Here is a 21,639-nt window from a genome sequence, read left to right as displayed (position 1 = left end):
GACAAACGTTGGACAGAACAGTTGGATATCGAACAGCGGCTCGCCATACCGGCCGGCGGTACCTCACCGCGGTCGGCAGTGCGAGTGGCGGTTCGACACTGACGGCCACGTTCGTCGTGGGCCACGAACTCCAAGAAAGGGACCTGCGGTGCGCGCCACAAGCAATCCGGTTTTCAAGAACCTCCCCAGACAGGAGGGCGGCTATGCGAACTTCGGTTCCGGCATGGCCGGAGCGGGCCAGATGGGATACCAGTACGGCAAACAGTACCCGCAGTACCAGCAGCCCTACCAGCAGATACCGGTCACCCGGTCGCTGACCATCGACGATATCGTCACCAAGACCGGTATCACACTCGGCGTACTCGCCCTCTCGGCGCTCGTCGCCTATGTCCTGTCGAGCGCCAATCCCGGTCTGGCGCCGCTGTTCGTGATCGGCGGCGGTCTGATCGGCCTGGTCTTGGTCCTGGTCGCCACCTTCGGCAACAAGATGGACAACCCCGCCCTGGTGCTGTCCTACGCGGCGGCCGAAGGCGTGTTCGTGGGCGCGCTGTCGCTCATGTTCACCGATGTCACCTTCGGCGGTGTCGGTGGTGCGGGCATGATCGGGCAGGCGGTCCTCGGCACCTTCGGCGTATTCGCGGGCATGCTCGTGGTGTACAAGACCGGCGCCATCCGCGTCACGCCCCGTTTCACGCGCATGATCGTCGGCGCCATGATCGGCATCCTGGTGCTGATCGTTGGCAACCTGATCGCGAGCCTGTTCACCGACGGCGGTTTCGGCCTGCGTGACGGCGGCCCGGTCGCCATCATCTTCAGCCTGGTGGTCATCGCGGTGGCCGCCTTCAGCTTCCTGCTCGACTTCGACGCTGCCGACCAGCTGATTCGCGCTCAAGCGCCGGAGAAGGCCGCCTGGGGTGTGGCCCTCGGTCTGACCGTCACCCTGGTCTGGCTCTACGTCGAGATCCTGCGCCTGCTGAGCTACTTCCAGAGCGAGTGACTGTGCTCGATCGCGCCGCCGTCGGCGGCGCGGGGTTGCTGTGTTGGATGGCCCGTGCGTTCGCGCGGGCGGGGTTGCGGCCCTGACGGGTCTCGCGTTTCGGCGCCCGAGAATCGTGCCCTCGGCACATGCGCTTCGGGCACCGAAACGCCAGACGGGCCGCAACCCGACCACCGCGAAACGGCCCCTACCCACGCCGAGGTAGGGGCCGTTTCGCCGTCTTGGGAATGTTCGGATACACCGCGGGTCCCATCACCGGATGGTCCACATTGGCGGTTGGGGCCCGCCCCGAATCCGGAGCGACGTCGCGCAGCGGCGCCGCGTGGGGGCGGAGCCCGCATCGCCGGGTCGGCCCGTTACCTTCTCGGACGCCTCACCCCGGTGGTCGGGGCCCGCCCCGGGTCTGGACCGACCGGAGCGACGTCGCGTCGGCGGCGGCGCGGAGGGATGGAAGACCCGGGGTCACGAGGGCCCCGACCTCGCGCCGCCGAAGGCGGCGCAAATCAACTGAGCCGCTCGAGCACCATCGCCATACCCTGCCCGCCACCCACGCACATGGTTTCGAGTCCGAACTGCTTGTCGTGGGTCTGCAGGTTGTTGATGAGGGTGGCGCTGATCCGCGCGCCCGTCATACCGAACGGGTGGCCCAGTGCGATGGCGCCGCCGGAGACATTCAGCTTGTCCAGGTCCATGCCCAGTTCCCGGGCCGAGCCGAGTACCTGCACCGCGAACGCCTCGTTGATCTCGTAGAGATCGATATCACCGATGGTCATATTCGCCAGGTTCAGGGCTTTGCGGACGGCCTCGATCGGACCCAGGCCCATGATCTCCGGCGACAGGCCCGAGACCCCGGTGGACACGATCCGCGCCAGCGGGGTGAGGCCGAGTTCGGCGGCCTTGGTATCGCTCATGATCACCAGCGCCGCGGCACCGTCGTTGAGTGGGCAGGCATTACCGGCGGTGACCGTGCCGTCGGGGCGGAACACCGGCTTGAGCTGGGACACCTTTTCGTAGGTGGTGCCCGGCCGGGGGCCGTCGTCGGTGGAGACCACGGTGCCGTCGGGCAGGGTCACCGGGGTGATCTCCCGTTCGAAGAAACCGCTTTTGATGGCCTCTTCGGCGCGGTTCTGCGAACGCACACCCCAGTGGTCCTGGTCTTCCCGGGAGATGCCGGTGAAGCTTGCGACGTTCTCCGCGGTCTGGCCCATGGCGATGTAGATATCGGGCAGCTTGCCGTCTTCGCGCGGGTCGTGCCAGTCCACGCCGCCCTGTGCCGAGGCCGCGGTGCGTTCCTCGGCCTCGGCGTAGATCGGGTTGTGGGTATCGGGCCAGCCGTCGGCGGTGCCCTTCGGGAAGCGCGATACGGTTTCCACCCCGGCGGAGATGAAGACATCACCTTCCCCGGCCTTGATGGCGTGGAAGGCCATTCGGGTGGTCTGTAGCGACGAGGCGCAGTAGCGGTTGACGGTGGTACCCGAGAGGTAGTCGTAGCCCAGTTGGGTGGCCACGGTCTTGGCCATATTGAAACCGGCCTCGCCGGCGGGCTGTCCGCAGCCGAGGATCAGATCGTCGATCCGGGTGGGGTCGAGCGCGGGCACTTTGTCCAGAGCGGCGCGAACCATCTGGGTGGCGAGGTCGTCCGGCCGCATGCTCACCAGAGAACCCTTGCCGGCGCGACCGATCGGGGAGCGAGCGTAGGAGACGATGACGGCCTCAGGCATGAGGACTCCTTTGTCGAGGAGTGTGCCCGGCCGGAAAGCCCCGACCGGCGCACTACTCATGGGTAGAATCCCCTCGAATCTACGTCGCGGTCGGCCGTGGGGGAACAGTCGAGGGTATGGGCAGCCGTGGAATCTGTCGGGGGAGCCGTCAGGCGGGGACGACGAAGGCGCCGCGGGCCGGAATGCTCGCGTGATCGGTGGTGATCGTGACTTCCACCCGACCGGGACCGGTGTCCTGGAACAGCGAGTACTGGATACTGCCGTAGATGCCGGTCACCACGGTGTTCGCGTAGGTGCCGGTCGCGCCGGTGTCGAGATTGTGCCAGGCGACGGTGGTGCGCACCTCGCACAACGGTGCCAACGGGTAGCGGCCCGGTCCGATACCGCCGAGGGGGTTCGCCCGGACATTCAGGATGGCCCGGCCCGGATAATCCGGACTGGTATCGGCCCAGGTCCGGACGCTGGTCCAACACAGGCCGCCATAGGCCATGGTGGGTACATCCGGGAAGGCGGCGGTGGTCACTCCGGCCTGGGCCTGGGCGCCGGCCCCGGCGATCAGCGCGACCGCCGATCCGACCAGAACCACGGCGGCGCGAGTGAGCGTGGGCAGCATCATAGCTTCGGAATCCTAAGGCCGATCGGTGACGACCGCAGAGAGTAACCGGGCCGCAGGGTTGTCGGTGTGCGACCACACCGCACCCGTCGGCAACGTCTCTGCAACGATGGAGGCATGCGCATCGCGGATCATGTCGTCGACCTCATCGGCAATACCCCGCTGGTTCGATTGAACTCGGTGGTTCCCGCCGATTCCGGACTGGTTGCCGCCAAGATCGAATATCTGAACCCGGGCGGTAGTGCCAAGGACCGCATCGCGGTGAAGATGATCGACGCGGCCGAGGCATCCGGGGAGTTGCGGCCCGGCGGCACCATTGTCGAACCCACCTCCGGTAATACCGGCGTCGGTTTGGCGTTGGTCGCGCAACGGCGTGGTTATCGCTGTGTTTTCGTCTGTCCCGACAAGGTCAGCGAGGACAAGCGCAACGTGTTGCGTGCCTACGGGGCCGAGGTGGTGGTCTGCCCGACCGCGGTGCCGCCGGACCATCCGGACAGCTACTACAGCGTCTCCGACCGGTTGGTCCGGGAGATCGACGGGGCGTGGAAGCCGGACCAGTACTCCAATCCGGAGGGCCCGGCCAGCCATTACGAGACCACCGGCCCGGAGATCTGGCGCGATACCGACGGTAAGGTCACCCATTTCGTCGCCGGGGTCGGAACCGGGGGCACTATTACCGGCGCGGGCCGGTATCTCAAGGAGGTCTCCGGCGGAAAGGTGCGGGTCATCGGCGCCGATCCGGAGGGTTCGGTGTATTCCGGCGGCAGCGGCAGGCCCTATCTGGTCGAGGGGGTGGGCGAGGATTTCTGGCCCTCGGCCTACGATCCCGCCGTGCCGGACGAGATCATCGCCGTCTCCGACGCCGACTCCTTCGATATGACCCGCCGGCTGGCGCGCGAGGAGGGGCTGCTGGTCGGCGGTTCGTGCGGTATGGCCGTGGTGGCGGCGCTGCAGGTGGCCCGGCGCGATCCGGACGCCGTGGTGGTCGTCCTGCTGCCGGACGGCGGTCGCGGCTACCTGTCGAAGATCTTCAACGACCAGTGGATGAACTCCTACGGTTTTCTGCGTACCCGGCTCGACGGTTCGACCGCCGAGCCGTTGGTCGGCGAGGTGCTGCGCGGTAAATCGGGAGGATTGCCCGATCTGGTGCACACCCATCCGTCGGAGACATTGCGGGACGCCATCGAGATCCTGCGTGAGTACGGCGTATCGCAGATGCCGGTGGTGGGCGCCGAGCCGCCGGTGATGGCCGGTGAGGTGGCCGGAAGCGTCTCCGAACGAGATCTGCTCTCGGCCGTGTTCTCCGGTCGCGCCCAGCTGACGGATTCGGTTGCCGAGCATATGAGCCCGGCGTTTCCCCTGATAGGCGCCGGTGAGCCGATTTCGGCGGCCACCAAGGCGCTGTCGGAAACCGATGCGCTGATGGTGGTCGAGGACGGTAAGCCGGTGGGTGTGATCACCCGGCACGATCTGCTCGGATTCCTCAGCACCGGAGCCGCTCGCCGGTAGCGGTGGCGGAGTCCGCCGCTTCGCGCGGGCCCGGTCGGCGCTCGGACCTCGGTGTGAACCAAGCGACCGACCGGCAACCGTAATCAGCAATTCTTTCGCAATCCAACATTCTGGCAGGTAAAGCAGGGTATAACGAGCCTGCAAGCGGTTGTGGCTAACGCGACGGCCGGTCGGAGAGCGAAGGAAGGGCTGTAGGAACTGTGAACACAACCAGTTTGGCCATCGATTTCCAGCAAGGGTTTTCCGACGCGTGGAGTTCGGTCGCGACGTTCGTCCCCGAACTCGTCGGTTTCCTGGCCATCCTGCTGGTCGGCTGGATCATCGCCAGGGTGGTCGCGAAGATCGTCGACAAGGTGCTGGAGCGGGTCGGTTTCGATCACCTCGTCGAACGGGGCGGGGTGAAGCGGATGCTCGCCAAGAGCCGCTATGACGCCTCCGATCTGCTGGTGAAACTGACGTTCTACGCGATTCTGCTGATCGCCTTGGAGCTGGGCTTCGGTGCCTTCGGGCCGAATCCGGTCAGCGACATGATCAACGGTGTCGTCGCCTGGCTGCCCAAGGCCGCGGTCGCGATTCTGATCGTCGTGATCGCCGGTGCGATCGCCCATGCGGTCGGCGAACTGGTGGGCAATATGCTCGGGGGCCTGAGTTACGGCTCGCTGCTCGGCCGGATCGCGTCGGTGTTCATCTGGGGTCTCGGCATCATCGCCGCCCTGAACCAGATCGGTGTCGCCACCACGGTGACCACACCGGTGCTGATCGCGGTGCTCGCCACCATCGGCGGCATCCTCGTCGTGGGTGTCGGCGGCGGCATGGTGCGGCCCATGCAGCAGCGGTGGGAGGACTGGCTGAACGGTCTCGAGAACGAGATGCCCGCGATGCGGGGTCAGGCCGAAGCGTACCAGCGGGGACGCGAGGACATTGTCCGGGAACGGCAGCGGATGGGTGCGCACAGCCGGGAGCAGTGGGACCGGGAACCGTGGGAACAGCAGCTCACGCGGGGCGGCTACCGCGAATCGCAGGCCGGCGGTGAGTACCGCCCGCCGATGGCCGGTGGCGGGGAATACCTGCAGTACGGCGACTACGGCAGCCAGTACGGCCAGCACTACGGCGATCCGCGCCATATGCGGTGAACAGCTCGCCCCGGGTGGAGCCGATTGCCGTGGTGCTCCGCCGTGAACCGATCCCGCGTTTCACGGCGGAAGTCGTCCCTCGGCGTCATATCGGCCGATGTGGCCCGGGTGGTCGGGTAGACCGAGCGCACCGAGCTCCCGCGCGATCTCCGGGACCGGGGAAGGTGCCGGTCCCGGACCATTCCGCTATATACGGACACAGTCGCTTGTCACGGACACAGTCGCTTGTCCCCGAACGCCGCGACGGTATCGCGGATCCCTCGTTCGCCGTCGTTCGGCGGCGAATAGATCGCGAACAGCTCCTCGACGGTCGCCATGAGCCGTATCCGGGCTCATCTCCGACTCCGCTCCCGTCTCCGTGTGGAATGCGGAGGGCCGATATCCGACCATGCCCATCGGACCTACCCGCGCCTACACCGCGGCTCTACACGTTCTGGCCTCCGCGTCCGGGCGCCGGGCGTGCGCGGGCCGCCGGCGAAGGGGTCTCCAACCGCGTCCACTAGGCTGAGCCCATGAGCGAGCTCGGATTCACGACCAGGGCCGTGCACGCGGGCTATGATCCCGATCCCCGAACCGGCGCGGTGAACGTGCCCATCTACGCCAGTTCCACCTTCGCCCAGGACGGGGTCGGCGGCCTGCGTGAGGGATACGAATACGGTCGCACCGGCAACCCCACGCGGACGGCGCTGGAAGCCAATCTCGCCGCCCTCGAATCCGGCCGCTACGGTCGGGCGTTCGCTTCCGGTATGGCGGCGAGCGACTGTGCGCTGCGAGCCATGCTGCGGCCCGGCGACCACATCGTCATCCCGAACGACGCCTACGGCGGTACGTTCCGGCTGATCGACAAGGTGTTCACCGAATGGGGTATCGAACACTCGTCCGCGCCGGTCTACGATATCGACGCCATGCGCGCCGCCGTCCGGCCGAACACCAAGCTGATCTGGGTCGAATCGCCCACCAACCCGCTGCTGAGCATCGGGGACATCCCGGCGCTGGCCGATATCGCGCACACCTCGGGCGCCAAGCTGGTCGTCGACAACACCTTCGCCACGCCGTACCTGCAGCAGCCGCTGCTGCTCGGTGCCGATGTGGTGGTGCATTCGACCACCAAATACCTGGGCGGCCATTCCGATGTGATCGGCGGCGCGCTCGTCACCGACGACGCCGAACTCGACAGCGCCTTCGCCTTCCTGCAGAACGGCGCCGGCGCGGTTCCCGGCCCGTTCGACGCCTTCCTCACCCTGCGCGGCACCAAGACGCTGGGGCTGCGCATGGACCGGCATTGTGACAACGCCGAGACGCTGGCCGACTTCCTGTCCCGACAGTCGGCGATCGCCCAGGTGATCTATCCTGGTCTGCCCGAACATCCGGGGCACGCCATCGCCGACAAGCAGATGCGCCGTTTCGGCGGCATGATCTCGGTGCGACTGGCCGGTGGTCCGGACGCCGCCCGCGACCTCTGCTCCCGCACCACGGTGTTCACCCTCGCCGAATCCCTGGGCGGGGTGGAATCGCTGATCGAACATCCGGCGGCGATGACGCACGCGTCCACGGCGGGTTCCGATCTGGAGGTGCCCGCCGATCTGGTGCGGTTGTCGGTCGGGATCGAAGACATCGGCGATCTGCTCGCCGACCTCGAGCAGGCCCTGCACTGAGGTACCCGGGAGAGGACGCATGACGGGAAACGGCCGCATCCGAGCGATCGGATGCGGCCGTCCGCGTTCCGTGGAGGTGTATCAGCTGTGGTAGGGCTCCGCGCTGACCAACGTCACCTTCATGGTGTTGCCGTTGGGCAGCGTGTATTCGCGGGTCTCACCGACCTTGGCGTCGATGAGCGCGCCGCCGAGCGGGGAGTTGGGCGAGTAGGTCTCCAGATCGGAACTTCCGAGGCCCTCCTCGCGGGTGGCGATGAGGAAGGTCTCGGTGTCGGTTTCGTCACCGTCGTAGTAGACCTTCACCACCGACCCGGGCAGAGCGACGCCCGACTGGGTGGGCGCCACGCCGACCTTGGCGTTGTTCAGCAGCTCCTGCAGCTGTCGGATACGGGCCTCCTGCTGGCCCTGTTCCTCCCGCGCCGCATGGTAGCCGCCGTTCTCCTTGAGGTCGCCCTCTTCCCGGCGTTCGTTGATCTCGGCGGCGATGACCGGACGATTGGCGATGAGCGCGTCGAGTTCGCTCTTGAGCCTGTCGTGCGACTCCGGGGTCAGCCAGGTCACTTGCGTCTCAGTCATCTCGATCACTCCCTAGTAGTTGTCCCCGGCGAGCCGGGATTCCCTGGTTACTGCGGCAATGCCCCACAGGGGGTGGACAGGCATCAGCCGACGGCCAGAACGCTCCTGGGAAGTTCTGTGAACCCCGACAGGCCTGGGTCCGGGACATCTCGCCGACCCGGACTCGACCGCGCTGGCCGCCAATGCAGCAAACACGGCTCCGGGCCCCGGAACCGTGTGTCAGGCCATTTTAGCATGAATCACAAAGGTGCAGGTCGGAGATATTTTCTCGGCCGTTCGACGCGGCGTGGCGGGCCGATTCACTCGGTACGCAGATACGCGGGGACCTCATCGGTGCAGGTGTAGATCGTGCCCGAGGACGGCCGGGCGCTGGTCTTGATGACAGAGGTGACCTCCACGGTGCCGTACTCGGACGGCTGGACCAACACCTCGCGCCGTCCCACCTCCGCGACATTCCGGTCCATCGCGCGCAGCACACACACCACCGGTTTCGAGGGGTCCGCGCGGGTGACCTTGATCCGCACCTGGATGGTCGAATCGTCGACCACGGTGTAGCCGAGCTGTTCGGAGCTGATCTTCTCCGGCCCGAATTTCGTCCAGCCCAGGTAGGCGACACCGAGACCGACCACCACCACCACGACGCCCAGGACGAGCGCGAGCAGGCGTCCCCGGCCGCGCGACCGGGAGGCGGTGCCGTACCGATCGACATACCGTGCCCGCGCGTCCGAACCGGCCGCGGGCTCGGACGACCCGGAGACGGCGTCTCCGCTGCCCGCCCGGGCGGTTTCCGGCGTCGGCTCGGTCATATCTGGTCGCTCCCGGGGGGTAGGTCGGAACAAAATCGATCCGGATGGAACTATAGGTAACGAAGTCCAGACACCCGCGACCGAGAGCGATGGTGAACGAGAAGTGAGTGGCCTTCGCCTCATGGCGGTGCACGCCCACCCCGACGACGAATCCAGCAAGGGGGCCGCGACCACCGCTCGATACGCCGACGAGGGTCATGAGGTCCTGGTCGTCACGCTGACCGGTGGCGAACGCGGCAGCATCCTCAACCCGGCCATGGACACCCCCGGCGTCCTGGAGCGGATCCATGAGATTCGGCGCGAGGAGATGGCCGCCGCGGCCGCCGCGTTGGGTGTGCGTCACACCTGGCTGGGCTTCGTCGACTCCGGGTTGCCGGAAGGCGACCCGCCGCCACCGCTGCCGGAGGGCTGTTTCGCACTGGTGCCGCCGGAGGAGGCGACCGAGGCACTGGTCCGGGTGGTCCGCGAGTTCAAACCGCACGTCATGACCACCTACGACGAAACCGGCGGGTATCCGCACCCCGACCATATCCGCTGCCATGAGGTATCGCTGGCGGCGTTCGAGGCCGCGGGTGATCCCGAGCGGTTTCCCGACGCCGGCGAGCCGTGGACGCCGCTCAAGCTGTACTACGACCACGGCTTCATCCTGCGCCGCCTGGAGGTGTTCGCAGAGGAGTACGAGCGCATAGGCGAACCGTTCCCCCTGCAGGAGTGGTTGGATCGGTCGCGTAAATACGCCGTCGACCGCGGCGACATCATGGCGCGGGTGACCACTCAGATCGAATGCGCCAAGTACTTCCCGCAGCGGGACGACGCGCTGCGGGCACATGCCACCCAGATCGATCCGAACGGCGCCTTCTTCGCCATCCCGATGGAGGTGCAGCAGCGGGCGTGGCCGACCGAGGAGTTCGAACTGGCCCGCACCCGGGTGCACACCGCCATCCCGGAATCGGATCTGTTCACCGGTATCGAGGACGAGTACCGCTGATGTACGTGTCATCCACTCGGCTGCTCTGGTCGGCCCAGACCCCCGGCACCCCCACCGGCCCGGAATTCGGCAAGGCCTCCCCGCTGGGCCTGATCATCGTGTTACTGCTGTTGGCCGGCACCTTCCTGCTGGTCCGCTCGATGAACCGGCATCTGAAGAACCTGCCGGAGACCTTCGAACCCGAGCACCCGGAACCGGACCAGGAGGCCGACGAGGGCACCGAACACGGGGTAGCCCGCCGGGAGACCCCGAAGTCGGACAATGCCGCGGAGAACGGGTCACGCGGTCCGGGCTAGCGGCGCCCCGGTCACCAGTCGATCAGGCCGAGCTCGTGCAATCGTCGGAACACCAGCAGTGATCCGGGAGCGATCTCGGGCATGGCCGCGTATTCGCCGCCGGTGAAATAGCGTAGTTCGGCGATTTCTCCGGTAGCGCGGGGTTTGTCGGTGAGGTCGGCGAGGAAACAGGTCATATGTAGCCGGGTACCGGCCGTATGCCCGTAGGCCTCGGCGCGGAAGACACCGAGTTCGTCGATCTCGGTGATACCGACGCCGAGTTCTTCCCGCACCTCGCGGTGCAGCGCCTGGACCGGGGTCTCGCCGGGGTCGATCTTGCCTCCCGCCATGTAGAAGACGGATTTGCCGACCGAACGGGTCTGGATCAGGCGGCGGTCACGGATATGGGCGAGGGCGGCTGTCCTGATCACCGGTCCACTGTAGGGCCGGCCGCACCGGGTCGGTCCACCGATCGGTACCCGGGTACGCCCCCGTGCGGAGACGGTCGACCGGAAAGACCGGACCGATGGAACGTCTCGGCAGCGGTATATACGTGGTCAGGCCGGGACGTCGGTGGATTCGGGTCGCGTCATTTTCACGAGTATCTCGTGCAATGCCTTCGCCAACTTCCCCGCGCGGTTTCCGCGCAGCTCGACCTCGGTGAAGGCATCGAGCAACGCGCGTCCCGGGTCCAGCGGACTGAATGCGAGACCCCCGCCGGCATGCAGAGATTCGGCGGTCAGCAGGCGCTGTGCCTCCTGGCGCGCACGGAAGTTGCCCGCGACTTCGAGGGCGCGACCGTATTCGCGAACGACCGCCGTGTATACCGCCCTATCGGCGCCGCGGCCTCTGCGCAGCCATCTTCGCGATAACGCATTGCCGTCCGGACGGTCCGACGGTGCGAACGCGGCTTTGTCGAGAACCAGCCAGATCGCCTCGGGCGCCGATCGTGCGGTCGCGGAGGACGGCCCCCGCTCGGCGTGCGGGGGTCCGCCACCGTCCGGGTCGGTGAGCTCGATGCCGCGCAACGCGACCGGGTACTTCGTGAGCATGTCGTCAACGGCCGCGGCTATCTCCCGCGCGACGTCCGCGTCGATGCTCGCCTCGTCGAAGCCGATGATCTCCAGACCGTGCCGGGTCCCCATCTCCACGACGATTCGGTGGGCCGTGGAATCGTTCGCGGCCTCTCCCTGCCGGCACATGATCCCCTCGCCCGCACTTGCCTGCGGCCGTGCCGGCTCAGGCTCCCGAACGTGGGGACGTGGACACGGTATCTCCGCGGCGGGCGCGAAGGGCCGCGCTCGGGGTGTCTCTTGCCGTGCGCTGTCGGGGACCGGACGGACCGTGGCGGTTGCCGGTGGTATGACCTGCGGACGGGCTGCCGGCCCCGTGTCCTCGACCGTTACCGGCTCCGAAGTGTTGAGACCTGCGTGGATGGTGGTGGGTTGCGGGACCCGAGAGGGAGGTTGCCGTATGGCCGGTGGCGGTGATGTCACGGGTGGTACCGCGTTCGGTCTGACGGACGCCGACATTCGAGCCGGTGCGTCGACCGTCTGCGGTGTCGACGAAACGGTATGTTGCGCCCCCTGCGCCACCGATTTCCGACGAGACCATGGCGTCGGCCCCGCCTTGCACGTGACGGTAGGGCGCTGTTCCGGCCCTGCTTCTACGGCACCGAGTTCGGCCACGGCCGGATGCGGTGACTCGTTGTGGCCGGAATCCGGCGACCCGTCGGAATACGCTTCCGCGGCCGCGATGGCGGCCTTCAAATCGGTGGCCGCGCGAGTGGCTTCGGCGATCAGTCGTTCCAGACTCGTGACGATCGCGCGCAGTTCGCCAAGGTTGATCGGCGGCCGCTGATTCATCGCGCTCTCCTGCCTGTCGTTACCGCCGGACAGGTGACGTCGGGTGTGCTGACCTGCAACCATATTCTGATTGCGACGGACCCGATGAGGGACGATTACACACTCGATTTTCGCTCGGGCTGCACAACCTCCCGAGATCGGTAGTCGAGATCGTGGCCGGCTCGATCGGGCTCCCACGAAGTTCGTCGGCCGCCACGCACGTTCCACGGCCTCACCATTGCCACCATGTCGCCGCCCACGAGCGGGCGCAGGAAGGGACGGGTGGTGATGTGGTCTTCACGCAGGCCATGTCATCGATCCGACCGACGCCGCGATCGATTGCCGCGCGCGGTGGCCTCGGACCGCGCGCGGCATATCGAACTCTGACACGGATCGTCGGTGGCCGCCGGATCGGCCCGGCGGTGAATTCATACGTCGCGGCGGCGCAGGGCTTGCCAACCCGCCCAGACCGCCGTCGCGACCCAGGCGGCGGTCACTGCCGACCCGGTCCAGGGTCCTGGGGAACCGGTCGGGTCTTGGACGAGTACCTGGCGGCCCGCGCGATCGGGTAGATAGGCGACGAGACCGCTGTTGCCGGTGACGTCACCGAGCACGAATGACAGAAGCAGCATGAGCGGGGCGAGAAGGGCCAGTGCGGCCGTGGCGCTGCGGAACAGGGTGGTCAGCCCGGCCGCGAACAGCGCGATCAGGGTCAGATAGATGGCACAGCCGATGATCGCGCGAACCGCGGCGGGGTCTGTCGAGGCCATCCCGTGCTCACCGAGCAGCGCCTGTCCACCGAAATAACAGGTCAGCGCCGCCACCAGCCCAACAGAGCAGGTCAGCGTCGCGACAACAACCAGGTTGGCCAGGTAGAGCACGCCGCGGCGGGGCACCGCGACGAACCAGATCCTCATGCCGTTGTCCTTGTACTGCGCGGACACTGCCAGCGCGCCGAAACAGACCGCGACGATCTGACCGAAAACGACTCCGTAAAAGGAGGTCAGCAGCGGGTCGAAGCCTGGTTCGTCGGCATTCTCCCGGCCCAGTGTCGCGCTGCCGATCAGGGAGAATCCTACGGTCACGACGAGGAGCAACGCGAGAACACCGGCGAGTGACGGCAGTGACCGGACTTTGATCCATTCCGAACGGAGCACATGGGGAAACGTCATGGCGGTACCTCCTGTTTCGTGGTGTGTGCGGTATAGGTGGGCGCGTCGGAGGTCAGGGCCAGGTATGCCTGTTCGAGGGAACCGGGTTCGTCGGCCAATTCGAGAACCGGTATACCGGCATCGACCAAGAGCGGCCCGACCTCTTCGAGCCGTGCGTCGTGAACCATCCAACGGTCACCGTCGCTCTCGACGGTGGTGTGGCCCGCCCGGGCAAGTACCTCCTGGATGCGGGCACCCGCCGATGTGCGCAGGCGCACACGCGGCGTGGCGTATGCGCGGACGAACTCGTCGATACCGGTATCGGCCAGCACCCGTCCCCGTCCGAGGACGAGCAGATGATCGGCGAAGGATGCGGTCTCGCTCATCAGGTGGCTCGAAACGAGCACGGTGCGTCCGGCACGGGCGAGCCGCCGCAGCGTTTCCCGGAGCCAGATGATCCCTTCCGGGTCCAGGCCGTTGGACGGTTCGTCCAGGATCAGCACCGGTGGATCGCCGAGCAGTGCCGCGGCTATTCCGAGACGCTGCCGCATACCGAGCGAGAAGGTCGATACCCGCCGACCGGCGACCGGGGCCAGCCCGACCTCGTCGAGTACAGTCCCGACGCGACGTGCGGACAGCCCGTTGCTCGCCGCGAGCACGAGGAGATGATTGCGCGCGGTCCGGGCGGGGTGCGCGGCGAAGGCGTCGAGAAGTGCGCCCGCCAGCGTCAGCGGCCGATCCGCCGCGGCGAAATGCCTGCCGCCGATCGTAGCGGTGCCGGAGGTGGGCCGGTCGAGGCCGAAGATCAGTCGCATGGTGGTGGATTTGCCCGCACCGTTGGGACCGAGGAAGCCGGTCACCACGCCGGGACGCACCGTGAACGTCACCCGGTCGACCGCCGGGGTCGATCCGTATACCTTGGTGATTTCATGCGCTTCGATGGTGGTCATGGGTTCAGCGTCCCTGGATCCGGCCGGGCGATCTCCCCCCCGGGCGTGGGTCTCGTCTCCCCCATTTCGGGGAGCCGATTTCGGTCCGGGCGCCGGCACCATGGGGATTATGGTCCGTGTCATCGGTCGGCTGCTGGCCCGTCCGGCCACCTACACCCGCGGTGTGCACCTATGCCTTCCGTTGACCTTCGTAGCGGTATGGGTTTTCATCGACGCCGACCGGCCCTATGTGCTCGCTCTGCTCGCCGTTCCGGTCGGGTTGGTGCCGACGGTGCGGCTCGTGGAGGGAGTTCAGGCGCGGCTGTTCCTCACACCGGGTGAGCGGGATCGGCCCGAACCTTCTATCGGCGCCGTACCGGCGGTGCGGTGGTCGGATCGCTGGCGCACCGTGCTGTGGCTCGAGGCGCGGTTGGTCCTTGCCGTGGTGATGCTCGGTGTGTGCGTGCCGATGATCCTGCTGTGTGCCGATCTGGTTCGCGCGGCCGTCGGAGCCGCGCCAGGTGCGGACGCCATCGTGCGGATCGAACGACCGCACTGGTTGTTCGGTGTGCTGATCCACCTGCCGATCGCGGTGATCCTTGCGGTGCTCGTCGGGCTCGGTGAGCTGGTTACCGGACTGGCGCGCCAATTGCTCGGGCCTTCCGCCGCCGAGCGGATGAGGGCGTTGGAAGCACGCACCGATCTGCTGCTCGAACACAACCGGCTTGCCCGCGAGTTGCACGATTCGATAGGTCATGCCCTTACCGCCGCGGTGTTGCAGGCCGGCGCCGCCCGTGTGGTGTCGAACGTGTATCCCTCGCGCCAGGCCCAGTCCGACAGAAGATCAGCTACTTCATTGCGCTGCAACAGTATTCGGCGCTGCACGGTAGCGAGCGCGGCTCTGCACGCGGGTGTGCCGACCTGTTCCACGAAAAGGTCGTAGGCGGTGCTGTCGCCGTCATCGGTGTTGTCGGGCGCACCGTAGGCGACGGTACCCACGACATCGTCCGGATAGAAGCGCCGGTGGTAGACCGCCGCCATACCGCCCTTGCTGACCCCCGCGGAAATCCACGCACCCTGATAGATCATCCGAAGCGCCTCGATTACCCGATGCTGATCACCGGCGGCCTGCCGGATGTCGAGATGAGACCAGTCCAGGGGGGTGGGACGGGAAGCGCCGAAATAGCGATGTTCGATCGCTATCTGATTACCGGCCACGATTTCGGTGGGTTCCGCGCGAAAGGCCCGGTCGCGGTTGAGGTCATAGCCCCCGGTGTAGACCACCATGGGGTGGCCGGTTGATTTGTGCAGCAGGGTCAACCGCTGTTCGAAGTCTCCACGCTCCGGATGCCGGTGATCGACAGGTTGGCGGATGACCAGTTCGAAGAAGAGTCCGGAAGACGTCGATTCCTCGGAAACCAGCCTCAACCCGGGTATGGCCTGGATACGAGCGCGGATATCGTCCGTATCGGCGCAGGCGACGGTGCCGTGGACCAGTAGTCCGATCAGCAACGCAGAAGTGAACAGATGCCATTTCACGGTCCTCGGGATCACGACATCAGCCAAGCGGCCCATGCGACCGCTTGGATCCCCTGCGAGAGGAGGGCTCCTCCCCTGTTTCGGGGAGCCACGGACAGGGGAGCCCGAGTTCCCACCGGGATTCCGTCAGGTGATGGCCACCGATCACCACGCGATGGTTCACCGGGCTGCGCGGTCGGCTGTCCTCGGTCGCGCGTGGTCATGTTCTGCGCCCGCCGCGTATGGGAGGATGGCCCCGTGAACCGGTTGGCGAATGCGACCTCGCCCTACCTGCTCCAGCACGCCGACAACCCGGTCGATTGGTGGCAATGGGGTGCCGAGGCGTTGGCGGAAGCGGCCGCACGGGACGTGCCGATCCTGCTGTCGATCGGATACGCGAGCTGCCACTGGTGCCATGTGATGGCGCACGAATCGTTCGACGACGAGGCGACCGCGGCGCTGATGAACGACAACTTCGTCTGCGTCAAGGTGGACCGGGAGGAACGTCCCGACCTGGACGCGGTGTACATGAACGCCACCGTCGCCATGACCGGCCAGGGCGGCTGGCCGATGACCTGTTTCCTTACCCCGGACGGTGAACCGTTCTACTGCGGTACCTATTACCCGAAGGCGCCGCGCGGCGGTATGCCGTCGTTCACCCAGCTGCTCACGGCGGTCGCCGATACCTGGCGCAATCGCCGCGACGAAGTGGACCGGGCCGCCGGCCAAGTGGCCGCCGCCCTGCGGGAACAGGCCGGCGGACTGCCGGAAACGGACCTCGTCCTCACGTCCGAATTGCTCGACCACGCCGTCGCCGCGGTACTGCGGGATATCGACGAGGAGCACGGCGGTTTCGGGGGCGCGCCCAAGTTCCCGCCGTCGGCTCTGATGGAAGGCCTGTTGCGCCACTGGGAGCGCACCGCGAACCCGGCCGTGCGCGCCGCGGTGGACCGGACGGCCGAGGCCATGGCCCGCGGCGGTATCTACGACCAGTTGCGCGGCGGTTTCGCCCGCTACTCGGTGGACGCCGCCTGGATGGTACCGCATTTCGAGAAAATGCTCTACGACAACGCCCAACTGCTGCGTGCCTATGCGCATCTGGCCCGGCTCGACCCGGTGAAGGATTCGCTGCCGCTGCGGGTCGCCCGGGAGATCGCGGAGTTCCTGCTCGACGACCTGGGGACCGAACACGGTGGTTTCGCCTCCGCCTTGGACGCCGATACCCATCTGGAGCCCGGCCTGCCCGGTGTCGAGGGCGCCACCTACGTCTGGACACCCGCCGAACTGACCGGCGAACTCGGTCCCCTCGACGGCGCGTGGGCCGCGGAGGTCTTCGGTGTCACCACCGGGGGGAACTTCGAACAGGGCAGTTCGGTGCCCACCCGTTACACCGATCCGGACGACCGGGAACGGTTCGAGCGGGTCCGCGCCGCCCTGCGCTCGGCCCGAGACCGCCGTCCGCAGCCGGAGCGTGACGACAAGGTGGTCACCGCATGGAACGGTATGGCGATCACCGCGCTCACCGAGGCCGCTGTCGCGCACGGTCGCGAGGACTGGCTGGCCGCCGCGATCCGGTGTGCGGAATTCCTGCTCGCCGAGCATGTCGTAGACGGCCGGGCACTGCGCGCGTCGCTGGACGGAGTGGCCGGAGCCGCGTCCGGCATTCTCGAGGATTACGCCTGGCTGGTCACCGGCCTGCTCGCCCTGCACCAGGCCACCGGCTCGGCGACGTGGCTCGACCGGGGGCTGCTGCTGTTGGACGCCGCCATCACCCATTTCGCCGACCCGTATGCTCCCGGCAGCTGGTTCGATACCGCCGACGACGCCGAAACCCTGGTTGCCCGCCCCCGGGATCCCATCGACGGCGCCACCCCCGCCGGTGCCTCGGCCCTCGCCGAAGCATTACTGACCGCATCCGCCGTCGCCGACCCCGCCCGAGCCGTCCGCTACCGCGAGCTCGCGGAGCTCACCCTGGTCCGCGGGTCGGTCGTCCTGGCCCGAGCTTCCCGGTCGGCGGGACAGTGGCTCACCGTGGCCGAGGCGGCCCTGCACGGCCCGCTCCAGGTCGCCATCGCGGTCCCGGCCGGTGCCGACGCAGTGCGGTCCCGGGCCCGTGACCTGCTCGCGACCGCGCATACCCATGCTCCCGGCGGCGCGGTGACCGTTGCGGGCGAACCCGACGCGGTGCCGCTGCTCGCCGAGCGCCGGCCGGTCGACGGGGCCCCGGCGGCCTATGTCTGTCGCGGTTCGGTCTGCGATCTGCCGGTGACCACGGCGGACGGTCTGCGGGCATCCCTGCTGCGAGGTCGATGATCGCGGCCTCCGCCGCCGGGCTCCGGTCGCCGAGGGCGCGGCGCTACAAGCGTGTCTGCCCGGCTGGTTCCGGATCGGGTTCGATATCGCTCCAGGAAGGGGTGGGTTCGGTCATCCCGCGCAGTTCGATGGTGCCGTAGGGCGCCCAGTTGGCCTGTTCGCGCGGTTCCGCGGCATCGATGACGCTCTGGCTCACCAGAATGCGGCGCGGAACCTTCTTGGCCTGGGCGGTGAGGCGGGCCGCAGCATTGACCGCGTCGCCGATCACGGTGTATTCGCGCCGCGTGTCGGTGCCCACGTCACCGGCGAACACCCGACCGCGCGCCACCCCGATACCGATGTCCAGCTCGCCGACCGCGAAAACCTCGTCGCGAATCCGCCGCGCCACCCGCAAGGCGGGGGTGGCGTTATCGGGTACCGCGATGGGTGCGCCGAAGATGCACAGCGCCGCATCGCCTTCGAACTTGTTGACCAGTCCGTCGTTCTCCTCGGTCGCGGCCACCACGATGGACATGAGCCGGTTGAGTTTGGCGACGAACTCCTGCGGCGGTAATCCGGTGGAGATCGCCACCGATCCGGTGACATCCACGAACAGCGCGGTGACCTCGCGCACGTCACCGGCCAGGTCCACTCCGCCGGCCAGCGCCCGCTCGGCGACCTCGTCGCCCACGTGGCGGCCGAAAAGGTCCCGCATCCGCAGCCGCTCCCGCAGCGTGGCGGCCAGTTCGTTGACCGAATGCTCCAATCGGCCGATCTCGTTGGCGCTGCCCACCGGTACCCGCACCTCCAGTTCACCGTGGGTTATCCGATCCAGCGCCAGATGCAGTATCCGCAGCGGCGCGGCCACCGCCCGGGCCAGGGTGGCGGTGGCCAGGGCGCCCACCACGAGGCCGAGCACGGCGACATAGATGCCGGTGCGAATACGGTCCTGGGTGTGCGCCACCGGATCGGCGAGGACGACGATCAGCGCGCTCAGCGGCATGGCCCCGGAAAGCGCCCAGGCCAGCACCACCCGAGCGAACACGGTGGAACTCCAGTGCATGGTGGGGCCGAGCACCTTGGCCATGAGCGGAATCGCCGGTTGGATCACCCGGTCGACGATCAGATAGGTCAGCCCGGCCGTCTCCAGTCCACCGATGGTGAACATGGCCCCCATGACGAGGAGGTCGTTCTCGGGAGTGATACGCGCCAAGAGCACCGCGGCCAGAATGATCCCCGGCAGCCACAGGGCCATCGCCCGGAAGGTGATGGCGAAGGGCAGCCGGAGCAGACGCCGGGCTTCCCGCGGTGTCGGTCCGCGGGTCCGGTCGAGCCAGCCGAAGTAGACGATCCGATCCCGAATGGCCAGTCCGACGCCGATGGCGAACCCGATCACGGGGTAGATCGACACCAGGATCAGGTCGTTCGCATTGCCGGAGCCGAGGCGTGCGGTGAATCCGCTCAGCCACAGCTGCATGACGATAACCGCCAGTCCGGCGAGGTTTCCCGTGACGACCATCGCCGCCAGTCCCCACGGTGCCCGCAGCGCCCGGACCACCAGTCGGGAGATCATCGGATCCACTCCGATCGGGTGGGCGCGGGGCCGCGGCCGGCCGATCGACTACCGCCGGCGACGGTGAGGGGGAACACGATCGAGCAGCATAGAGCGGTTGCCCCGGTCAGCGCAGCAGCACCGGCCATATGGCGAGGTAGTGGCACAGAGCGGCGAGCACGGTCGCGGCGTGGAAGAACTCGTGGTGACCGAAGACCGTGGGCCAGGGGTTCGGCCATCGGGTGGCGTAGAGAACGGCGCCCGCGCTGTAGGCGAGTCCGCCGACCAGCAGGAGCAGCATCGGCGCGACGCCCACCGCGTCGAGCAGTTGTCCGATCACCGGCACGATCGCCCAGCCGAGCAGCAGATAGAGCGGGACGCCCACCCAGCGCGGCGCCATCGGCCACAGCAGTTTCAACGCCACCCCCGTCAGCGCACCCGCCCACACCACGGTGAGCAGTAGGCGTCCGGTGCGGTCGGGGAGGCCCAGGAGCGCGAACGGCGTATAACTGCCGGCGATGAACAGGAAGATCATCGAATGGTCCAGGCGTTTCATCCGGATACGGGCCCGGGTGGTGGACCAGGTCACCCGGTGGTAGACGGCGCTGGTGCCGAACAGCGCGCAGACGGTGAGTCCGTAGACGAGGGTCGCCCATACCGCGGTGGTGGAGACACCGGCGGCGGTGACGACCAGGGCGACAACGGCCAGGGCGGCGACTGCGGTCGCCCAGGTGTGGATCCAGCCGCGCATTCGCGGTTTGACCAGCGCAGTCAGTGATTCGGCCGGATTGGTACCGATGACAGCGTCGTACGTGACATCGGTTGCCGGGTCGGGCACGGCGTACCTCCTGGGTTAACCCGTCAGTAACCTACGATCCCGTAGGTTGGCTTGGAATGCCTACTGTACCGGTACCCGCCGTAACCGAGGATCCAATGCCGACAGGGCGTACTGTTGGACGTCGTGGAAATTCGTAGTCGGGTGCGCAGCCTTCCGTATCGCATATACGAGGCCCGGCTGGCCAAGCAGCTGACGGGTAAACAGCATCCCCGGCACGTCGCGGTGATCTGCGACGGCAATAGGCGCTGGGCCAGGGAGAACGGATTCACAGACGCCAACCACGGGCACCGGGTCGGTGCGTTGAAAATCGCCGAACTGGTGAGCTGGTGCGAGGCCGAAGGCATCGAACTCGTCACCGTCTACCTGCTGTCCACCGAAAATCTGCGCCGCGCCCCCGAGGAAGTGGAAACACTGTTCGAGGTCATCACCGACGTCGCCGAAGAACTGTCGGCGCCCGAGCAGAACTGGAGCATGCGCATCGTCGGCTCGCTGGACGGGTTACCGGACCTGGTCGCCAAACGACTACGCGCGGCGGCCGAACGTACCAGCGGACGCACCGGAACCCACGTCAACGTCGCCGTCGGCTACGGCGGCCGGCAGGAGATCGCCGACGCGGTGCGCAAACTGGTCCGCCAAGAGATCGCAGCCGGCGAGACCGGCGAAGACCTGGTCCAGTCGATCACCGTGAACGCGATCGACCAGCACCTCTACACCTCCGGGCAGCCGGACCCGGACCTCGTCATCCGCACCTCCGGCGAACAACGGCTCTCCGGTTTCCTGCTCTGGCAGAGCGCCTATTCCGAGATCTGGTTCACCGAGGCGTACTGGCCCGAGTTCCGCCGCGTCGACTTCCTGCGCGCCTTACGCGATTACGCCGCGCGCCACCGTCGTTATGGCGCTTGATGCTGTGTTCGATGGCGCCGCCTTCGGCGGCGCGGGTCGGGGCCCTCATGTCCCCGGGTCTTCCCTTCCTCCGCGCCGCCGCCGACGCGACGGCGCTCCGGTCGGTCCAGACCCGGGGCGGGTCCCGACCGCCGGGGTGAGGCGTTCGAGAAGGTGTCTGCCGGGCCTGGCGACGGGCTTTGTCCTCGTGTGTTGCTGTCGACGTGTTGTCGTTCCGGACGGGGGCCGCATCCGGGGCGGGTCCCGACCACCGGAGTGGGATATCCGCGGAAGTGGTGGGGGGCTTGGTGGCGCGGGCTTTCCTTGCGTGGTGTCGTGGGCGCAACGTTGATCTGGTTG

19 protein-coding genes and 1 pseudogene are annotated in these 21,639 nt (G+C 67.4%); 9 read left to right on the top strand and 11 right to left on the bottom strand.

The features are described 5' to 3' along the window. The first annotated feature begins 148 nt into the window (after positions 1-148). The gene (locus ON20_RS21065; protein ID WP_040837925.1) at positions 149-997 is read left to right on the top strand and encodes a Bax inhibitor-1/YccA family protein; all 849 of its coding nucleotides are present in this window, start codon (positions 149-151) and stop codon (positions 995-997) included. Between the two features lie 503 nt (positions 998-1,500). Here ON20_RS21065 and ON20_RS21060 read toward each other — a convergent pair. Together ON20_RS21060 and ON20_RS21055 are read right to left on the bottom strand one after the other, a co-directional pair. Next, the gene (locus tag ON20_RS21060) at positions 1,501-2,718 is read right to left on the bottom strand and encodes an acetyl-CoA C-acetyltransferase (protein ID WP_040837924.1); all 1,218 of its coding nucleotides are present in this window, start codon (positions 2,716-2,718) and stop codon (positions 1,501-1,503) included. Between the two features lie 148 nt (positions 2,719-2,866). Further along, positions 2,867-3,334: a hypothetical protein gene (locus ON20_RS21055; protein WP_040837923.1), complete on the bottom strand. Its 468-nt coding sequence runs from the start codon at positions 3,332-3,334 to the stop codon at positions 2,867-2,869. A gap of 114 nt (positions 3,335-3,448) precedes the next feature. Between ON20_RS21055 and ON20_RS21050 the strand changes: the two genes are divergently transcribed. The 3 genes from ON20_RS21050 to ON20_RS21040 all read left to right on the top strand — a co-directional run bounded on the left by ON20_RS21050 (position 3,449) and on the right by ON20_RS21040 (position 7,628). Next, positions 3,449-4,840 (top strand): cystathionine beta-synthase, encoded by a 1,392-nt coding sequence (locus ON20_RS21050; protein WP_040837921.1) that lies wholly within the window; start codon positions 3,449-3,451, stop codon positions 4,838-4,840. A gap of 200 nt (positions 4,841-5,040) precedes the next feature. Further along, the gene (locus ON20_RS21045; protein ID WP_051162978.1) at positions 5,041-5,973 is read left to right on the top strand and encodes a mechanosensitive ion channel family protein; all 933 of its coding nucleotides are present in this window, start codon (positions 5,041-5,043) and stop codon (positions 5,971-5,973) included. 512 nt (positions 5,974-6,485) lie between these two features. Next, positions 6,486-7,628, top strand: coding sequence for a cystathionine gamma-synthase (locus tag ON20_RS21040; protein WP_040837920.1), 1,143 nt, complete (start codon positions 6,486-6,488; stop codon positions 7,626-7,628). Between the two features lie 81 nt (positions 7,629-7,709). Here the strand turns inward: ON20_RS21040 and greA are convergent, their stop codons facing one another. Further along, positions 7,710-8,204 carry a transcription elongation factor GreA gene (greA, locus tag ON20_RS21035; RefSeq protein WP_040837918.1) on the bottom strand — a complete coding sequence of 165 codons (495 nt, stop codon included), beginning with the start codon at positions 8,202-8,204 and terminating at the stop codon, positions 7,710-7,712. Positions 8,205-8,503: 299 nt separating this feature from the next. Continuing rightward, positions 8,504-9,010, bottom strand: a complete 507-nt coding sequence (locus tag ON20_RS21030) for a DUF4307 domain-containing protein (RefSeq protein ID WP_051162976.1) — start codon at positions 9,008-9,010, stop codon at positions 8,504-8,506. A gap of 103 nt (positions 9,011-9,113) precedes the next feature. Between ON20_RS21030 and mca the strand changes: the two genes are divergently transcribed. Both mca and ON20_RS21020 read left to right on the top strand, forming a co-directional pair. Beyond that, positions 9,114-9,998: a mycothiol conjugate amidase Mca gene (gene mca / locus ON20_RS21025; protein WP_174361912.1), complete on the top strand. Its 885-nt coding sequence runs from the start codon at positions 9,114-9,116 to the stop codon at positions 9,996-9,998. After that, the gene (locus tag ON20_RS21020) at positions 9,998-10,294 is read left to right on the top strand and encodes a hypothetical protein (RefSeq protein ID WP_051162974.1); all 297 of its coding nucleotides are present in this window, start codon (positions 9,998-10,000) and stop codon (positions 10,292-10,294) included. The genes mca and ON20_RS21020 overlap by 1 nt, the downstream gene beginning before the upstream one ends. An 11-nt stretch (positions 10,295-10,305) precedes the next feature. Here the strand turns inward: ON20_RS21020 and ON20_RS21015 are convergent, their stop codons facing one another. The 4 genes from ON20_RS21015 to ON20_RS20995 form a co-directional block, all read right to left on the bottom strand. Beyond that, on the bottom strand, positions 10,306-10,704 hold the full coding sequence (locus ON20_RS21015; RefSeq protein ID WP_040837916.1) for an NUDIX hydrolase: 399 nt from the start codon (positions 10,702-10,704) through the stop codon (positions 10,306-10,308). A gap of 126 nt (positions 10,705-10,830) precedes the next feature. Continuing rightward, entirely contained in the window at positions 10,831-11,475 is a 645-nt protein-coding gene (locus tag ON20_RS21010) for a hypothetical protein (RefSeq protein ID WP_040837915.1), read from the bottom strand. A gap of 1,070 nt (positions 11,476-12,545) precedes the next feature. Then, positions 12,546-13,289 (bottom strand): ABC transporter permease, encoded by a 744-nt coding sequence (locus ON20_RS21000; protein ID WP_040837913.1) that lies wholly within the window; start codon positions 13,287-13,289, stop codon positions 12,546-12,548. After that, positions 13,286-14,218, bottom strand: coding sequence for an ABC transporter ATP-binding protein (locus ON20_RS20995; protein ID WP_040837912.1), 933 nt, complete (start codon positions 14,216-14,218; stop codon positions 13,286-13,288). The genes ON20_RS21000 and ON20_RS20995 overlap by 4 nt, the downstream gene beginning before the upstream one ends. Between ON20_RS20995 and ON20_RS40315 the strand changes: the two are divergent. Continuing rightward, a pseudogene (locus ON20_RS40315) lies at positions 14,208-14,960 on the top strand (hypothetical protein); the annotation flags it as partial. The gene ON20_RS20995 and the pseudogene ON20_RS40315 overlap by 11 nt on opposite strands. Here the strand turns inward: ON20_RS40315 and ON20_RS20985 are convergent. Next, positions 14,951-15,772: a S28 family serine protease gene (locus tag ON20_RS20985; RefSeq protein WP_051162970.1), complete on the bottom strand. Its 822-nt coding sequence runs from the start codon at positions 15,770-15,772 to the stop codon at positions 14,951-14,953. The pseudogene ON20_RS40315 and the gene ON20_RS20985 overlap by 10 nt on opposite strands. Positions 15,773-15,937: 165 nt before the next feature. Between ON20_RS20985 and ON20_RS20980 the strand changes: the two genes are divergently transcribed. Continuing rightward, positions 15,938-18,028 carry a thioredoxin domain-containing protein gene (locus ON20_RS20980; protein ID WP_051163000.1) on the top strand — a complete coding sequence of 697 codons (2,091 nt, stop codon included), beginning with the start codon at positions 15,938-15,940 and terminating at the stop codon, positions 18,026-18,028. A gap of 43 nt (positions 18,029-18,071) precedes the next feature. On the opposite strand, the gene ON20_RS20975 is transcribed toward ON20_RS20980, so the two are convergent. Further along, on the bottom strand, positions 18,072-19,580 hold the full coding sequence (locus ON20_RS20975; protein WP_040837980.1) for an adenylate/guanylate cyclase domain-containing protein: 1,509 nt from the start codon (positions 19,578-19,580) through the stop codon (positions 18,072-18,074). 106 nt (positions 19,581-19,686) lie between these two features. Beyond that, positions 19,687-20,358: a PAQR family membrane homeostasis protein TrhA gene (gene trhA, locus ON20_RS20970; RefSeq protein WP_368853935.1), complete on the bottom strand. Its 672-nt coding sequence runs from the start codon at positions 20,356-20,358 to the stop codon at positions 19,687-19,689. Positions 20,359-20,511: 153 nt separating this feature from the next. Between trhA and ON20_RS20965 the strand changes: the two genes are divergently transcribed. Further along, positions 20,512-21,300 carry an isoprenyl transferase gene (locus ON20_RS20965; RefSeq protein ID WP_086009042.1) on the top strand — a complete coding sequence of 263 codons (789 nt, stop codon included), beginning with the start codon at positions 20,512-20,514 and terminating at the stop codon, positions 21,298-21,300. The last annotated feature ends 339 nt before the right edge of the window (positions 21,301-21,639 follow it).

The organism is Nocardia brevicatena NBRC 12119, from assembly GCF_000308495.1.
In the GTDB taxonomy this organism is placed as follows: Bacteria; Actinomycetota; Actinomycetes; order Mycobacteriales; family Mycobacteriaceae; genus Nocardia; species Nocardia brevicatena.
This window is presented reverse-complemented; position numbering and strand designations above follow the sequence as displayed.

Coding starts and splice junctions, on each gene's coding strand:
- ON20_RS21050 (WP_040837921.1), top strand. CDS start 3,449: ATGCGCATCGCGGATCATGTCGTCGACCTCATCGGCAATACCCCGCTG.
- ON20_RS21020 (WP_051162974.1), top strand. CDS start 9,998: ATGTACGTGTCATCCACTCGGCTGCTCTGGTCGGCCCAGACCCCCGGC.
- ON20_RS20985 (WP_051162970.1), bottom strand. CDS start 15,772: ATGGGCCGCTTGGCTGATGTCGTGATCCCGAGGACCGTGAAATGGCAT.
- ON20_RS21060 (WP_040837924.1), bottom strand. CDS start 2,718: ATGCCTGAGGCCGTCATCGTCTCCTACGCTCGCTCCCCGATCGGTCGC.
- ON20_RS20995 (WP_040837912.1), bottom strand. CDS start 14,218: ATGACCACCATCGAAGCGCATGAAATCACCAAGGTATACGGATCGACC.
- ON20_RS20975 (WP_040837980.1), bottom strand. CDS start 19,580: ATGATCTCCCGACTGGTGGTCCGGGCGCTGCGGGCACCGTGGGGACTG.
- ON20_RS21010 (WP_040837915.1), bottom strand. CDS start 11,475: ATGTGCCGGCAGGGAGAGGCCGCGAACGATTCCACGGCCCACCGAATC.
- ON20_RS20980 (WP_051163000.1), top strand. CDS start 15,938: ATGTTCTGCGCCCGCCGCGTATGGGAGGATGGCCCCGTGAACCGGTTG.
- greA (WP_040837918.1), bottom strand. CDS start 8,204: ATGACTGAGACGCAAGTGACCTGGCTGACCCCGGAGTCGCACGACAGG.
- ON20_RS21030 (WP_051162976.1), bottom strand. CDS start 9,010: ATGACCGAGCCGACGCCGGAAACCGCCCGGGCGGGCAGCGGAGACGCC.
- ON20_RS21055 (WP_040837923.1), bottom strand. CDS start 3,334: ATGATGCTGCCCACGCTCACTCGCGCCGCCGTGGTTCTGGTCGGATCG.
- ON20_RS21000 (WP_040837913.1), bottom strand. CDS start 13,289: ATGACGTTTCCCCATGTGCTCCGTTCGGAATGGATCAAAGTCCGGTCA.
- ON20_RS21040 (WP_040837920.1), top strand. CDS start 6,486: ATGAGCGAGCTCGGATTCACGACCAGGGCCGTGCACGCGGGCTATGAT.